Source organism: Desulfovirgula thermocuniculi DSM 16036 (assembly GCF_000429345.1).
Lineage (GTDB): Bacteria > Bacillota > Desulfotomaculia > Desulfotomaculales > Desulfovirgulaceae > Desulfovirgula > Desulfovirgula thermocuniculi.
Map to the genome: position 1 here is coordinate 1 of NZ_AUBR01000004.1, position 15,075 is coordinate 15,075.

Consider the following 15,075-nt stretch of genomic DNA (forward strand, 5'->3'; position numbering starts at 1 on the left):
CCGCCAGCGTTCGTCCTGAGCCAGGATCAAACTCTCCATAAAAAAGCCCCACCCAATACCAGCTCCGCGCCACCCTGTTCAGTTTTCAAGGACCACCCCACCGCGCTCCCGCACGGTGCATTTTTTATTTTAACACGGTGACTGCTGCCGCGTCAAATTGTAATTTCTAGCAGCACTGCCACTCTAAACTATGCGCCATCTGACAAGCGCAATTAATAACCTAGCACAACCGACCGCCTTTGTCAACTACCCCTCCAGGGGGACGCGCGCAGCAGCCACCACTTTATCGCCCGGGGCGAGGCGCATGAGCAGCGCGCCCTGTGCCGCCCGCCCGGTCAGAGGCACGTCGGCAACCTTCAGCCTAATGATCACCCCTTCGGCGCTGATGAGCATGATTTCCTCCTCCGGCCTCACCACCTGCATGGCCACCACCGGGCCGTTCCGCTCCGTCACCTTGGCGTTCACGATGCCCTTGCCCCCGCGGGACTGCCGGCGGTAGGCGCTAAGGGGCGTGCGCTTGCCGTAGCCTCCCGCCGTGACCACCAGCACCTCGCCGTCCTCACGCACCACGTCCATGGCCACAATCTCGTCCTGCGGCTGGAGGTCGATGCCTTTCACGCCGCGGGCCGTGCGCCCGTAAGGGTGAACCTCTTCCTCGGCAAAGCGGATGGCCAGGCCCAGCCTGGTGCCCAGGATTACTTCCTCCCTGCCGGTGGTCAGCTTGACCTCCACCAGCTCGTCGCCCTCATCGAGCCTGATGGCAATGAGCCCGTCCCTGCGGGTGCCGGCAAAAACCTCCAGGTTGGTTTTCTTCACCACGCCGCGCCTGGTGACCATAAAGAGGTAGGACCCGGGGGAAAACTCCCTTACGGGGATGACGGCGGTAATGCGCTCGTCGGACTCCAGCGGCAGGAGGTTCACGAGGGCCGTCCCCTTTGCCTGCCGGTTGGCCTCGGGAATCTCGTGCACCTTAAGCCTGTATGCCTTGCCCCTGTTGGAGAAGAAGAGGAAGTAGTGGTGCGTGCTGGTGATGAAGAGGTGGCGCACAAAGTCCTCCTCTTTGGTGCCGATGGCCGTCACGCCGCGCCCCCCGCGCCTCTGGCTGCGGTAGGCATCCAGGGGCGTGCGCTTGGTGTAGCCCTGGTGGGTGACGGTGATGACCACTTCCTTTTCCGGGATGAGGTCCTCTTCCTCCAGGGCAACTTCTTCGTCGCTGATGACCGTGCGGCGGGGATCGGCAAACTTCTCCCTTATCTCCAGGAGCTCTTCCTTGATGATCTGCAGGACTTTCCTTTCATCGGCCAGGACGCTTCGGTAGTAGGCAATCTTTTGCAGTAAGTCCCGGTACTCCTCCTCCAGCTTTTCCCTCTCCAGACCGGTGAGGCGCTGCAGGCGCATGTCCAGGATGGCCTGGGCCTGTTTCTCGGTGAGCCCGAACTTTTCCATGAGGGCCCTCCTGGCCACGTCCACCGTGCGGGACGACCTGATGGTGTTGACCACCTCATCGATGTGGTCGAGGGCAATGCGCAGGCCCTCCACGATGTGGGCCCTGGCTTCGGCCTTTTCCAGGTCGAAGCGCGTGCGCCGCACGACCACCTCCTTCTGGTGGGCCAGGTACTGCTCCAGCATCTGCTTTAAGGTGAGCACCTGCGGCTGGCCGTCCACCAGGGCAAGCATGATGACGCCAAACGTCTCCTGCATCTGGGTGTGCTTGTAAAGCTGGTTTAAGATCACCTTCGGCCTGGCGTCACGGCGCAGCTCAATGACCACGCGCATGCCGTGCCGGTCGGACTCGTCCCGCAGGTCCACGATGCCGTCTATCTTTTTCTCGCGCACCAGCTCGGCTATTTTTTCAATCAGGCGGGCCTTGTTGACCATAAAGGGCAGCTCGCGAATAATGATGGCGCTGCGCCCCCCGCCGATCTTCTCCACCGCCACCTGGGCGCGCACCTTTATGGCCCCGCGCCCGGTGAGGTAGGCGTCGCGAATGCCCTGCCTGCCCATGATCTTGCCGCCGGTGGGAAAGTCCGGCCCCTTGATGATCTCCATTAGCTCCTCATCGCTCACCGCGGGGTCGTCAATGAGACGTACCACCCCGTCCACCACTTCCCCCAGGTTATGGGGCGGGATGTTGGTGGCCATGCCCACGGCAATGCCCGAGGAGCCGTTAATGAGCAAATTGGGCACGCGGGAGGGGAGGACCTTGGGCTCCTCCGTGCTCCCGTCGTAGTTGGGGACGAAGTCCACCGTATTCTTCTCGATGTCCGCCAGCATGGCCTCCGTGAGGCGGGACATGCGGGCCTCCGTGTAGCGCATGGCCGCCGGCGCGTCCCCGTCCACGGAGCCGAAGTTGCCGTGGCCGTCCACCAGCGGGTAGCGGCTGGCAAAGTCCTGGGCCATGCGCACCAGGGCTTCGTAGATGGCCATGTCGCCGTGGGGGTGGAACTTGGACATAACCTCGCCCACGATGTGGGCGCTCTTGCGGTGAGGCCTGTCGGGCGTCAAGCCCAGCTGGTGCATGGCATAGAGGATGCGCCTCTGCACAGGCTTCAAGCCGTCCCGCACGTCGGGCAGGGCCCGCCCCACGATGACGCTCATGGCGTAGTCCAGGTAAGAGTTTTTCATTTCCTCGTTGATGTCTACGGGGATTACCTTGCCGATGGAGGTCGTCAATGCCTTTCACCTCGTCCGTTTTGGCTACACGTCCAGGTTGCGCACGTAACGGGCGTTTTCCTGGATGAACTCGCGGCGCGGCTCCACCTGATCCCCCATGAGCATGGAGAAGATGGCGTCGGCCTCGATGGCATCTTCAATGTTTACCTGCAGCACGGTGCGCTTTTCCGGGTTCATGGTCGTTTCCCAGAGCTGCTGCGGGTTCATCTCGCCGAGCCCCTTGTAGCGCTGGATGGTCACCCCGTCCCGCCCGATCTCCTTCAATATTTCTTCCAGCTCGGCGTCGCTGTAAGCGTAGCGGTCTATCTTGCCCTTGCGCACGCGGTACAGGGGCGGCTGGGCGATGTACACGTAGCCCGCCTCGATGAGCGGGCGCATGTAGCGGTAAAAGAAGGTCAGCAGCAGGGTGCGGATGTGCGCCCCGTCCACGTCGGCATCGCTCATGAGGAAGATGCGGTGGTAGCGGGCCTTCTTGATGTCGAAGTCCTCGCCGATGCCCGTGCCGATGGCCGAAATGAGCGCGCGGATCTCCTCGTTGGCCAAAATCTTGTCCAGGCGCGCCTTTTCCACGTTGAGGATTTTGCCCCTCAGCGGCAGGATGGCCTGGAAGCGCCTGTCCCGGCCCTGCTTGGCGGAGCCGCCGGCGGAGTCGCCCTCCACCAGGTAAAGCTCCGTCTTGCTGGGGTCGCGCTCGGAGCAGTCGGCCAGCTTGCCCGGCAGGGCGGCGTTTTCCAGGGCGCTCTTGCGCCTGGTGAGCTCGCGGGCCTTGCGGGCGGCCTCCCTGGCCCTGGCCGCGGTAATGGCCTTCTCCAGGATACGGCGGGCGATGGCCGGATTTTCCTCTAGGAAGACGGCCAGACCCTCCGCCACCACCGAGTCCACAATGCTCCTCACTTCGCTGTTGCCCAACTTGGTCTTGGTCTGGCCCTCAAACTGGGGGTCGGGGACCTTGACGTTGATGACCGCCGTCAGGCCTTCCCTGATGTCCTCCCCGGTGAGGACCGGCGAGCCGTTCCTGAGGAGGTTGTACTTCTTGCCGTAGTCGTTGATCACGCGGGTGAGGGCGGCCTTGAAGCCGGTCTCGTGGGTGCCGCCGTCCACCGTGTGGATGTTGTTTACGTAGGAAAAGAGGCTCTCCACGTAGCCCTCCGTATACTGCATGGCCACCTCTACTTGCACGCGGTCCTTCTCTTTAAAAATATAGATGGGCTTTTCGTGGAGCACCTCCTTGCTCCGGTTCAGGTAGCGCACGAAGTCCACAATGCCGCCGTGCTGCAGGTAGGTAATTTCCTTGCCCAGGCGCTCGTCGCGGAAGACGATCTGCAGCCCTTTGTTTAAAAAGGCCAGCTCGCGCAGGCGCTGGTTAATGGTATCGTGGCTGAACTCCAGCTCCTCGAAGATCTCCGGATCGGGCTTGAAGGTAACCTTGGTGCCGGTGGCCTCGGCGCGCCCGATGACGCGTAGGGGCGTGACTGCCTTCCCGCGCTCGTAGCGCTGGTGGTAAACCTGGCCGTCGCGGCTGACCTCCACTTCCAGCCACTCGGAGAGGGCATTGACCACCGAGACCCCCACGCCGTGGAGGCCCCCGGAAACCTTGTAAACGCCGCCGCCGAACTTCCCGCCAGCGTGCAGCATGGTGAGCACGGTTTGCACCGCCGGCAGGCCGGTCTGGGGATGGATGTCCACCGGTATGCCGCGCCCGTTGTCGATTACGGAAACGCTGTTGTCCCTGTGCAGCACCACTTCTATGCGGGTGCAGTAGCCGGCCATGGCCTCGTCGACACTGTTGTCCACCACCTCGTACACCAGGTGGTGCAAACCCCGCGGGCCGGTGCTGCCGATGTACATGCCCGGGCGGCGCCGTACCGCCTCCAGGCCCTCGAGAACCTGAATTTCTTTTGCGCTGTAGCGTTCATTTGCTCCCCGTTCCTGCAAGGCCGTCCGGAACCCCCGTTTCTCACCTGTTTCCCGCCACAATGATAACCTTACCTACTAGTCTGGCCAACTCTCCCCAGGTCTCTGCCTCTGCCCTTTTCTTTAGCGTGGCGCAGGAAATAGGGGACAAAAAGACCTTCTCGCGGGTGAGGACGAAGGACTTTTCCTTGCCCCGCTCCCCTATCAGCTCCAGTTTTTTCTCACTCCTGGCCAGGCCCAGGAACTCTGCCGTGGCCGCCGAGCGGCAGGCCTGGGCGCTGATGATGGCCACGATGTCCTTTTTGGGGATGATCACGTCACCTCCCAGGTGAATGAACACAAGACTAACCTCCTTGTGTGATGGTTGAGCGGCGCACCTCAAAAATGCAGCCGGATGCGGGCGGCAGGGCGCTCCTCTCCAGGCTGGTGGTTAAAAAGACCTGTGTCTTCCCCGCCAGGTAACCGAGGAGTGCTTCCCTGCGACGCTCATCGATCTCCGAAAAGACGTCGTCTAAGAGGAGCAAGGGGTAACAGTTTAAAAGCCTGGCCGCAAGCTCGAGCTGGGCCAGCTTTAAAGCCAGGACGGTCGTACGCTGCTGGCCCAGGGATGCGTAGCGGCGGGCGTCGCGACCGTTGATGCTGAACCTTACGTCGTCGCGGTGCGGCCCCACCAGGGTCTGGCCCCAGGCCAGCTCCTGCGGCAGGCGCCTGGCAAGCTCCCGCAGGAATAAAAGGCGCAGCTCCTCTTCCTCCCGGGCATTCTCCAGCGGAAAGGAAGAGAGATAGGCGAGGGAGAGCACCTCCTTTTCCGCGCTTATAGCCGAGTACACCTGCGAGGCCAGGGAAGCAAAGCCGGCCAGCAGCCGGCGGCGCCAGAAGATTATCCGCGCGCCGAGCTCCACCAGCTGCCGATCCCACGGCTCAAGGGCCTCGTGGCCGCCTTCCCTGCCTCGCAGGCCGAGCAGAAGCCTGTTGCGGTGGGCCAGCACCTGCTGGTAGCGCCTCAGGCAGCGCACGTAGCCGGGCTGCAGGGAGCAAATTTCCAGATCCAGCCAGCGCCTTCGCAGGGCCGGGCCCCCTTTAACCAGCCAGAGGTGCTCCGGCGTAAAAATTACGGGCTCGCCGCACAACTCCACCGGGCGCCCCGCCTTGCCGTCCACGAGCAACTTTTTCCTCCCATCGGAAGTCAGCGAGGCCACCACGAGGGCGTGCCGGCCCGTCCCGGCAACCTCCAGCTCTACCCGGCAGAAAGCGCTTCCCCAACGGACGACGTCCCTTTCAGTTGCCGTGCGGAAGGAGCGGCCGGTCAGGCCGAAAAAGAGGGCCTCTAAGAGGTTAGTCTTTCCCTGCGCGTTTTCTCCGGTAATGATGTTGACTTCCGGCGCTGGCTCCCAGTCGAGGGAGGGAAAGTTACGAAAGTTTTGCAGGCGCAGCCGCAGGACTTGCACCTTACTCCTCCCATTCCCCCCGGGGGGGCTTTGCCGGCAGGAGGAGGGAGAGGTAGCTTTCATCCCCGGGAGGCCGGAGCACGGCTGCGCTCAACGGCCCGGTCAGCGAGAGCTCCGCCTCCTCGCTGCCGAGGGCCTTGAGCCCCTCGGAGATGAAGCGGGCGTTGAACCAGACCTCCATGGGCTCGCCGGCGGCCTGCGCCTCCACCTCTTCCCTGATCCAGCCCGCCTGGGTCTGCACGGAAATAATGCACCGCTTTTCCTGAATGGTGAACTGGATGACCGGGAGGTTGTCCTTGGCCAGCAGCGAAGCCCTTTCTGTGGCCTCCATTACCTCCCTGGTAATCAGACGGGCCCTGGTGACAAATTCGCGGGGTATGACCTGCTCGTACATGGGAAACTGGCCGGCAATGAGGCGGGAATATATCTTTACGCCGCCCATGAGGAAAAAGATGTGGTTATCCCCGCAGACTACCTCTACCTCCCCTTCCTCCTCGTCGCCGGCCAGGCGTGCCACTTCGCCCAGCGCCTTGCCCGGCACGATCAGGTCCAGCTCCCGGGAAGGCTCCTCGCGCAAGTTTAGCCGGCGCAAGGCCAGGCGGAAGGTGTCGGTGGCCACCAGGCGCAGTTCCCCGGGCCGCAATTGCCATAGCACGCCGGTAAAAATGGGGCGGGCATCGTCGCTGGAGACGGCAAAGAGGACCTGCCGCAGGGCCGCCTTCAGCAGGTCCTGCGGGAGGGAAAAACGCACGCTGCCCGTAATTTGCGGCAGCACCGGGTACTGCTCGGCCTCAAAGCCGTGGATGCTCAACTGCGAAGCCCCGTAGGTGATAACGGTGCTCGCGCTTTCGGGAAGGGTGTGGAAGTGGACGGGCACGTCAGGGAGGTGCCTGATAAGGGAGGCAATGTAGCGCACGGGGAGCACGACCGCTCCCTCTTCCTCTACTTCTACATCCACGGCGTATTGGATGGTGAGGTCCATGTCGGAGCCGGTTAAGATGAGGCTGCTCCCCCTGGCCTCAAAAAGGATGCCGGAGAGGACGGGCAGGGGAGAGCGGGCAGAAACTACTTTTTGCACCACGCCGATGGCCTCGGCAAGCTTTTCCCTTTCGGAGGTGAATCTCATTTTGCACCGCGTACCTCCAAAACAAGAAATAGCAGCAGGTGATTATATTAAAAGAGCTAGATTTGAAACAGCAGATATAAGTAGAAGACGTCTGTGGAAAAAGTGTAAAACGGGCACCCCGCCGCGGCAGGGCCGGAAAGGCGGCCTGCCCGATCATGTGGACAGGCATGTTTAAAGGTCTTCTTTAATTTTTCTCCTCAGGTCGTTTATGGCTTCCTCCAGCAAGGGGTCGCTGGAAAGCTGTGCGGCAATCTTTTCCTGGGCATGGAGCACGGTGGTGTGGTCGCGGCCACCGAAGGCCTCACCGATCTGGATCAAGGAAAGATCGGTCAGCTCGCGGGCCAGGTACATGGCCACCTGGCGGGGGAAGGCAATGTTGTGGCTGCGCCTCTTGGACTTCAGGTCTTCGGGCTTAAGGCCGTAGTAGGCGGCCACTTTTTCCTGGATGAGTTCCACGGTTATCTTGCGCGGCGCCTTTTTGGGCATGATGTCCTTTAAAAGGTCACGCGCCAGGTCGGTGGTGACCTGTGTTTTGTAGAGGGAAGCGTAGGCGGCCAGGCGGATGAGGGCCCCCTCGAGCTCGCGGATGTTGGAGGTTATCTGTGTGGCAATATACTCCAGCGTCTCGTCGGCAATCTGCAGGTTATCCAGCTGCGCCTTTTTTCTCAGGATGGCAATGCGCGTCTCCAGGTCCGGGGGCTGGATGTCGGTGATTAGGCCCCACTCAAAGCGCGAGCGCAGTCGGTCCTCTAAAGTAGGGATCTCCTTGGGCGGCCTGTCGCTGGAGATGACAATTTGCTTGTTGGCCTCGTAAAGGGTATTAAAGGTGTGGAAGAATTCTTCCTGGGTCCTCTCCTTACCGGCCAGGAACTGGATGTCGTCGATGAGCAGGACGTCCATGGTGCGGTACTTGTTGCGGAACTCGGCCGGGCGCTTTTCGGCAATGGCGTTAATCAGCTCATTGGTAAATTTTTCCGAAGTGACGTAGACGACGCGGCAGCTGGCGTTCCTGTGCAGGATGTAGTGGCTGATGGCGTGCAGGAGGTGCGTCTTGCCGAGCCCCACGCCGCCGTAAATAAACAGGGGGTTGTAGACCTCTCCTGGGGCCTCCGCCACCGCCAGGGAGGCGGCATGGGCAAAGCGGTTGCTGTTCCCCACCACAAAGGTTTCGAAGGTATAGCGGGGGTTGAGCGGGCTGGCCTCGGTCAGGGGCGAAGTGGCAATGGACTTGCGGATCCTGCTTAAGAGCTTTTCGTTGACTTCCTCGGCGGGAAGAAACTGGATCTCAATTTCGTCGTGGACGATATCCTGCACGATGCTCTTGATGACTGAGGAGTAGCGGGCGACGAGCCAGTCGCGGAAAAAGTGATTGGGCACCTGGATGAAGAAGGTGTTGCGGTGAAAGCCCAGCGGGAGTACCGATTCTTTCCATATCTCGTAGGTTTCGGCGTCCAGACGGTGCTGCACCTGTTCCAGGACATCCACCCAGATCTCGTTAACGTGGGACTTGACCATTGCAGGTACCCCCGGAAAAGAACAGCATTTTTATCAACAATGTGGATAACTTTGTGGCCAAAACAGCGATACCATAATATCAAATTTACCTTTTTTTATCAATCCCCGAGAGGCATGGTGGGCGGGGCCCTGGTGCCCTTGCGGAACAGACTTTTTTCTTGACTTTTTTAAGGCACATCCTATATAATTACCTCTGAATTACCTCTGACGTGTCTGGTTTTTCCAGCCCGGCGCCCGCAGCAATCAAGGAGGTGTTTTATTTGAAGCGCACCTACCAGCCGAAGAGAAGGAAGAGGAAGAGGGTACACGGCTTTTTAAAGAGGATGTCCACCAGAGGTGGTCGCAAGGTAATCAAGCGCAGGAGACTGAAGGGAAGAAAAAGGCTCACCGCGTAAGGCCGCTTTGCAAAGTGGCCTTTTCGTAATTCTGGCCACTGTTTTCGGGCAGGCGTCATTTCGGTGATGGAAATATTAAAAAAAAATAAAGAATTCCAGCGCGTATACCGCCGCGGCGTTTCTGCAGGGGACGACGTCCTGGTCCTCTTCCTTTTGCCCAACCGTACCGGTAAGGTGAGGTTTGGCTTTTCGGTGAGCAAAAGGGTGGGCAAGGCCGTGGTGAGGAACCGCGTGAGGAGGATCCTGCGCGAGATCTGCCGGCTGAACGAGAGCTGGTTTCCCGGCGGCCACGACGTGGTCATCATTGCCAGGAGCGCCGCCAGGGAATTGGGCTTTCGTGAACTGGCGGAACACGTAAGAAAGCTGGCCGCCAGGGCTGCGCGCAAAACGGGTGCAAGGGGATGATTTTCTTGCTGGGCAGGGTGGCCATAGGCGTCTTGCGCTTTTACCAGCGGTACCTTTCTCCCTTGAAGCCGGCGTCCTGCCGCTTCTACCCCACATGTTCGGAATACGCCGTGCAGGCCATTGCCAAGTACGGCCTCGCCCGCGGATCCCTTCTGGCCGCGTGGCGGGTCCTGCGGTGCCACCCTTTCTGCCGGGGTGGCTACGACCCCGTGCGCTAGCGTGAAGGAGGGGATGATTTGTTTCAGGCGCTTGTTGACGGCATGACGCACCTTTTAAACTGGCTTTACCAGTTTACCGTGCTCATCCGCCTGCCAAATTACGGGCTGGCCATCATCCTGCTGACAGTGCTCGTGAAGATAGCCCTCTACCCCCTGACGGTAAAGCAGATGCGCTCCATGGTCATCATGCAGCAGCTGGCCCCCAAGGTGAAGGAAATTCAGGAGCGTTACCGCCAGAAAGACCCCCAGAAGATGCAGCAGAAGATAATGGAGCTGTACAGGGAGCACAACGTGAACCCCATGGCCGGCTGCCTTCCCCTTTTAATCCAGCTACCCATTTTAATTGCGCTCTACCGGGCGCTCCTGTACTTTAACTACGCGGACCCGGCGCACGCGCGTTTTCTGTGGATCAAGAACCTGAGCCAGGTAGGGGACCCTTACTACGTGCTGCCTCTTTTGGCGGGCCTGACTACCTACATTCTCTCGCGCATGACCACCAACATGAGCGACCCGACGCAGCGCACCATGCTGGTGGTTATGCCGGTTTTCATTGCCTGGATTAGCGCCACCGTTCCGGCGGGGCTGGCCCTTTACTGGGTAGTTTTTAACGCCGTGGGCATCGTGCAGCAGTATTTTGTGAACAAGCATACACAAGGTTTGAAGGAGGCGCTAAACGTCGGTGGAGGTAGAGAAAACCGCTAGGAGCGTGGAGGAGGCCGTCGAGCAGGCGCTGGCCGAGCTGGGAGCAAAAAGGGAAGAGGTCGAGGTGGAGGTCCTGGAAGAGCCGTCAAAGGTGCTTTTCGGGTTGCTGGGCAGGAGGCCGGCTAGGGTAAGGGTGCGGGTGAAGGACACCCCGGTGAGGCGCGCGAAAGAACTGCTGGGAAAAGTGATCGACGCCATGGGACTGATGGTGGACATGAAGTTCCGGGAAACGGAAGAAGGTTTGTTTGTCGACATTGCCGGTCCCAATGTGGGCATACTTATTGGCAGGAGAGGGGAAACGTTAAATGCCCTGCAGTACATTGTGAGCCTGTACGTGAACAAGAACCGGGTGCAGAAGTGCAAGGTGTACCTCGACGTGGAGGGCTACCGCAGGAGAAGGGAAGAAACGCTGCGCCGGCTGGCCCTGAGGCTGGCCGAGAAGGCCAAGCGCAAGGGGCGCAATATCGTCCTTGAGCCCATGAGTTCCCACGAAAGGAAGATCATCCACACGGCACTGCAGGGAAGGGACGACATCTACACGTACAGCGAGGGCGAGGAGCCTTACCGCAAGATTATCATCTCCCCCCGAAAGTGAGTGGTTAACCCAGCTGCCGCGGGCATGCTGGGTTTTTTTCAAATAGGCGGGTGAGGGACGGTGTTAAACGATACCATTGCGGCCATAGCCACGCCGCTGGGCGAGGGAGCCATCGGCATCGTCAGGCTCTCCGGCCCGCAGGCGCTGGAGATAGCGGAAAAGGTTTTTGTCGGCAGGGACGCAGGGCGCCTGCGGGAGCAGGGCAGCCACCGGCTTCACTACGGCTTTGTCGTTGACCCCGAGAGCGGCGAAAAGGTGGACGAGGTGCTGCTCACGGTCATGCTTGCCCCCCGCACCTACACGCGAGAAGACGTGGTGGAGATAAACTGCCACGGGGGGATAGTGCCGCTGCGCAGGGTGCTGGAGCTGGTCCTGCGGCAAGGGGCGAGGCTGGCCCTGCCCGGAGAATTTACCAAGAGGGCCTTTCTAAACGGGCGGATCGACCTCGCCCAGGCGGAGTCGGTGTTGGACGTGATCAGGGCCAAGACGGAGGCGGGGCTGCGGGTGGCCCTCTCCCAGCTGGCCGGGGAGCTTTCCGCAAGGGTGCGGGGCTTCCAGGACCGGATCCTGGGCCTGCTGGCCCATGTGGAGGCAAGCATTGATTTCCCGGAGGAAGACATAGAGGAACTCACGAGGGAGGAAATGGACCGCGAGGTAAGGCAAATGCTGGGGGAAGTGGGGCGCCTCCTGCAGCAGGCGCGCTACGGTAAGGTGTACCGCGAGGGTCTGCGCACGGTAATTGTGGGCAGGCCAAACGTCGGCAAGTCCTCGCTTTTAAACGCCCTGTTGCGTGAGCGGAGGGCCATCGTCACGGAGATTCCCGGCACCACCAGAGATGTGATCGAGGAAGTGGTGAACATTGCCGGGATACCCATCAGGCTTGCCGATACCGCCGGGTTGCGGGCCACGGATGACGTGGTGGAAAAAATCGGCGTGGAGAGGTCGCGGGAGGCGGTGGGCCTGGCGGATATGGTCCTGGTGGTGCTGGATGCCAGCACCGGCCTGGTGCCCGAGGATTTGGAAGTGCTGGAGCTGGTGCGGGAAAAGAAGGGCATCGTGCTGGTAAACAAGTGCGACATTGCCGACGGTGAAGCGGTGGCCGAAAGGGTACGAGGGGTGGCCCAGGACAAGCCGGTGCTGGTGGTATCGGTGCGCACGGGGCAGGGGATGGAAAACCTGGAAAAGGCCATCGAGGAGATGGTCCTGGAGGGAAGGGTGGCCGCCTCGGATGTGCCACTGGTCAGCCACGTGCGCCACAGGGTGGCGCTGGAGCGCTGCCGGGAGCACCTGGAGGAGGTGGCCGAGGGCATAAAAAGGGGGGAGAACCTCGACCTCTTGGCCATCGACCTGCGGGCGGCCTGGGAGGCGCTGGGCGAGATTACGGGCGCTACCGTGACGGAAGACATCGTAGACCGCATCTTCCAGGACTTTTGCATCGGGAAGTGAGGTGGGCGTATGGCTTACGAGTACCTGGCCGGAAAGTACGACGTCATCGTGGTGGGCGCAGGGCACGCGGGGTGCGAAGCCGCCCTGGCCGCGGCGCGCATGGGATGCAAGACGCTGGTGCTCACGCTGAACCTGGACAATATTGCCCTCATGCCCTGCAACCCGGCGGTAGGCGGCCCGGCAAAAGGACACCTGGTCCGGGAAATTGATGCCCTGGGCGGCGAAATGGGCCTGAATACGGACCGCACGGCCATCCAGATGCGCCTCCTGAACACGGCCAAGGGCCCTGCCGTGCAGGCGCTGCGCGCCCAGGCGGACAAGAAACGCTACCAGTGGAGCATGAGAAAGGTTCTGGAGAGCCAGCCCAACCTGGACATTAAGCAGGTCATGGTTTCCCGGCTCCTCGTGAGGGGCGACAGGGTGGAGGGCGTGGTGGGCACCACCGGGGCCAAGTTTCTGGCGCCGGCGGTAATCCTGGCCACGGGCGTGTACCTGGACTCGCGCATCATCATCGGCGAGTACGCCTACAAAGGGGGCCCGCAGGGGCAGCTGGCCGCCGTAGGGCTTTCAGACTCCCTCCGTGACCTAGGCCTGCAGCTGGTGCGTTTCAAGACGGGCACGCCGCCCCGGGTGGACCGCCGCACCGTAGACTTCAGCAAGATGATCATCCAGCCCGGGGACGAGAGGCTGCTCAACTTTTCTTTCATCTCCCCCGTAAGGGAAAGAGAACAGGTTCCCTGCTGGCTAACCCATACCACGGAGGCCACGCACCGCGTGATCAGGGAGAACCTCCACCGCTCGCCCCTTTATTCGGGGATGATCCAGGGGGTGGGGCCGCGCTACTGTCCATCCATAGAGGACAAGGTGGTCCGCTTTGCGCACCGGCCCAGCCACCAGGTCTTCATCGAGCCGGAGGGCATCGACACGGTGGAGATGTACGTGCAGGGGATGTACACGAGCCTGCCGGAAGACGTGCAGCTGGCCATGCTGCGCACCATACCGGGCCTGGAAAGGGTGGAGATCATCAGGCCGGGATACGCCATCGAGTACGACTGCATCGTGCCCACGCAGTTAAAACCTTCCCTGGAGTGCAAGACCATCGGGGGGCTTTTCTGCGCGGGGCAGATAAACGGCACCTCCGGCTACGAGGAAGCTGCCGCCCAGGGGATCATGGCCGGCATCAATGCCGCCCTCTTCATAAAGGGCAGGGAGCCGCTGATCCTTTCGCGCTCCGAAGCATACATCGGGGTGTTAATTGACGACCTGGTCACCAAGGGCACCAACGAGCCTTACCGCATGCTTACCTCCAGGGCGGAATACAGGCTCCTCCTGCGCCAGGATAACGCCGACATGCGGCTGACGGAAAAGGGCTACGAAGTGGGGCTGGTCACGCCGGAGCGCTACCGGGCCTTTGAGAAAAAGAGGAAGATGGTGCAGGAAGAGATAGACCGGCTGAAGAAAACCATCGTGCCGGTGAACGAGAGGGTGCAGGAGATCCTGAAAAAGGCCAACAGCGCGCCGGTGCAGCACGGGACCACGGCGGCGGTGCTCTTGCGGCGGCCGGAGATAAATTACGGGCACATTAAGGAAATTACGCCCGGCCCGGAACTGCCGCCGGAAGTAATTGAAGTGGTGGAGATAGAGATAAAGTACGAGGGTTACATTAAAAAACAGATGCAGCAGGTGGAGCGCTTTGAGAAGCTGGAGGGGAGGCGCATACCCGACGACATAGACTATACGCAGGTAAAGGGGCTCTCCAACGAGGCCAGGCAAAAGCTTTCCCAGATAAGGCCGCGGTCCATCGGCCAGGCCAGCCGCATCTCGGGAGTAAACCCGTCCGACATAGCGGTGCTCCTGGTGTACCTGGAAGGAAGGCAGCGCGCGGAGGAACAGGCGGCCACATGAAGGGCGCGGCGGAACTCGATGAGCTTTTGTGTGGCGCGGCGCGCAGGTGGGGGGTGGAGGTGGGCAAGGGGGCGCTGGAAAGGTTCAGGGCTTACCTGAACCTGCTCCTGGAGTGGAACAGGAGGATAAATTTGACCGCCGTGGTGGAGCCGCGCGAGGTTTACGTGAAGCACTTTATCGACTCCCTTTCCCTTCTTGCACTTTACCGCCCGCACGAAGGAATTAGCGCGGTGGACATCGGGTCGGGGGCCGGCTTTCCCGGCATGCCCCTGAAGATCGTGCGGGAGGACCTCGAGCTGACCCTGGTGGAGGCGGTGGGCAAGAAGGCCTTTTTCCTGGAGCAGCTGGTGCGCGCCCTGGGACTGCGCGGAGTGAAGGTGGTAAAAGGGAGGGCGGAGGAGTTGGGGCGGAGGCGGGATTTTCGCGGAGGCTTCGGGCTGGCCATGGCGCGGGCGGTGGCCCCTCTGCCCGTGCTCCTGGAGTACGCCCTTCCCTTGCTGAGGGAGGGGGCGCTTTTTGTGGCCTACAAGGGGCCGGGTGCGAAAGAGGAAGTGGATGCGGCGCGGGGGGCGCTTGCCCTGCTGGGGGGGGAGATAAAGAGGGTGGAGCGGCTGGAGCTTCCCTACGCGGGCCACGAAAGGGTGCTGGTTTTTGTGGAGAAGGTGGGGGAAACTCCCCCGGCATATCCCCGGCGCACGGCGGCAATCAGGCGCCGCCCGCTGTGAGCAAAAAA

14 protein-coding genes are annotated in these 15,075 nt (G+C 61.2%); 8 read left to right on the forward strand and 6 right to left on the reverse strand.

All coding sequences use genetic code 11. The annotated features are described in order from the left end of the window. Positions 1-246: 246 nt before the first annotated feature. The 6 genes from gyrA to dnaA all read right to left on the reverse strand — a co-directional run bounded on the left by gyrA (position 247) and on the right by dnaA (position 8,676). Entirely contained in the window at positions 247-2,673 is a 2,427-nt protein-coding gene (gene gyrA, locus G454_RS0101055) for a DNA gyrase subunit A (RefSeq protein ID WP_027717084.1), read from the reverse strand. A 24-nt stretch (positions 2,674-2,697) separates the two neighbouring features. Next, positions 2,698-4,608 carry a DNA topoisomerase (ATP-hydrolyzing) subunit B gene (gene gyrB / locus G454_RS0101060; RefSeq protein ID WP_027717085.1) on the reverse strand — a complete coding sequence of 637 codons (1,911 nt, stop codon included), beginning with the start codon at positions 4,606-4,608 and terminating at the stop codon, positions 2,698-2,700. Positions 4,609-4,630: 22 nt separating this feature from the next. Next, positions 4,631-4,927 carry an extracellular matrix regulator RemB gene (remB, locus tag G454_RS17175; RefSeq protein ID WP_084413172.1) on the reverse strand — a complete coding sequence of 99 codons (297 nt, stop codon included), beginning with the start codon at positions 4,925-4,927 and terminating at the stop codon, positions 4,631-4,633. Positions 4,928-4,931: 4 nt separating this feature from the next. Beyond that, on the reverse strand, positions 4,932-6,035 hold the full coding sequence (recF, locus tag G454_RS0101070) for a DNA replication/repair protein RecF (RefSeq protein WP_027717086.1): 1,104 nt from the start codon (positions 6,033-6,035) through the stop codon (positions 4,932-4,934). 1 nt (position 6,036) lies between these two features. Next, on the reverse strand, positions 6,037-7,161 hold the full coding sequence (gene dnaN, locus G454_RS0101075) for a DNA polymerase III subunit beta (protein ID WP_027717087.1): 1,125 nt from the start codon (positions 7,159-7,161) through the stop codon (positions 6,037-6,039). A 171-nt stretch (positions 7,162-7,332) separates the two neighbouring features. After that, positions 7,333-8,676, reverse strand: a complete 1,344-nt coding sequence (dnaA, locus tag G454_RS0101080; RefSeq protein WP_027717088.1) for a chromosomal replication initiator protein DnaA — start codon at positions 8,674-8,676, stop codon at positions 7,333-7,335. Positions 8,677-8,936: 260 nt separating this feature from the next. On the opposite strand from dnaA, the gene rpmH reads away from it, so the two are divergent. From rpmH to rsmG, 8 genes are all read left to right on the forward strand, one after another. Next, the gene (rpmH, locus tag G454_RS0101085) at positions 8,937-9,071 is read left to right on the forward strand and encodes a 50S ribosomal protein L34 (protein WP_027717089.1); all 135 of its coding nucleotides are present in this window, start codon (positions 8,937-8,939) and stop codon (positions 9,069-9,071) included. A gap of 66 nt (positions 9,072-9,137) precedes the next feature. Next, the gene (gene rnpA / locus G454_RS0101090; protein ID WP_027717090.1) at positions 9,138-9,476 is read left to right on the forward strand and encodes a ribonuclease P protein component; all 339 of its coding nucleotides are present in this window, start codon (positions 9,138-9,140) and stop codon (positions 9,474-9,476) included. After that, entirely contained in the window at positions 9,473-9,694 is a 222-nt protein-coding gene (gene yidD, locus G454_RS0101095; protein WP_035106378.1) for a membrane protein insertion efficiency factor YidD, read from the forward strand. The genes rnpA and yidD overlap by 4 nt, the downstream gene beginning before the upstream one ends. Positions 9,695-9,712: 18 nt before the next feature. Continuing rightward, complete coding sequence (locus G454_RS0101100) at positions 9,713-10,396, forward strand: YidC/Oxa1 family membrane protein insertase (protein WP_027717092.1); 684 nt, start codon at positions 9,713-9,715, stop codon at positions 10,394-10,396. Beyond that, complete coding sequence (jag, locus tag G454_RS0101105) at positions 10,374-10,991, forward strand: RNA-binding cell elongation regulator Jag/EloR (protein ID WP_027717093.1); 618 nt, start codon at positions 10,374-10,376, stop codon at positions 10,989-10,991. The genes G454_RS0101100 and jag overlap by 23 nt, the downstream gene beginning before the upstream one ends. 60 nt (positions 10,992-11,051) lie before the next feature. Then, complete coding sequence (gene mnmE, locus G454_RS0101110; RefSeq protein ID WP_027717094.1) at positions 11,052-12,437, forward strand: tRNA uridine-5-carboxymethylaminomethyl(34) synthesis GTPase MnmE; 1,386 nt, start codon at positions 11,052-11,054, stop codon at positions 12,435-12,437. 9 nt (positions 12,438-12,446) lie between these two features. Beyond that, positions 12,447-14,342: a tRNA uridine-5-carboxymethylaminomethyl(34) synthesis enzyme MnmG gene (mnmG, locus tag G454_RS0101115; RefSeq protein WP_027717095.1), complete on the forward strand. Its 1,896-nt coding sequence runs from the start codon at positions 12,447-12,449 to the stop codon at positions 14,340-14,342. Next, positions 14,339-15,067, forward strand: coding sequence for a 16S rRNA (guanine(527)-N(7))-methyltransferase RsmG (gene rsmG, locus G454_RS0101120; RefSeq protein ID WP_027717096.1), 729 nt, complete (start codon positions 14,339-14,341; stop codon positions 15,065-15,067). The genes mnmG and rsmG overlap by 4 nt, the downstream gene beginning before the upstream one ends. Positions 15,068-15,075: the final 8 nt, after the last annotated feature.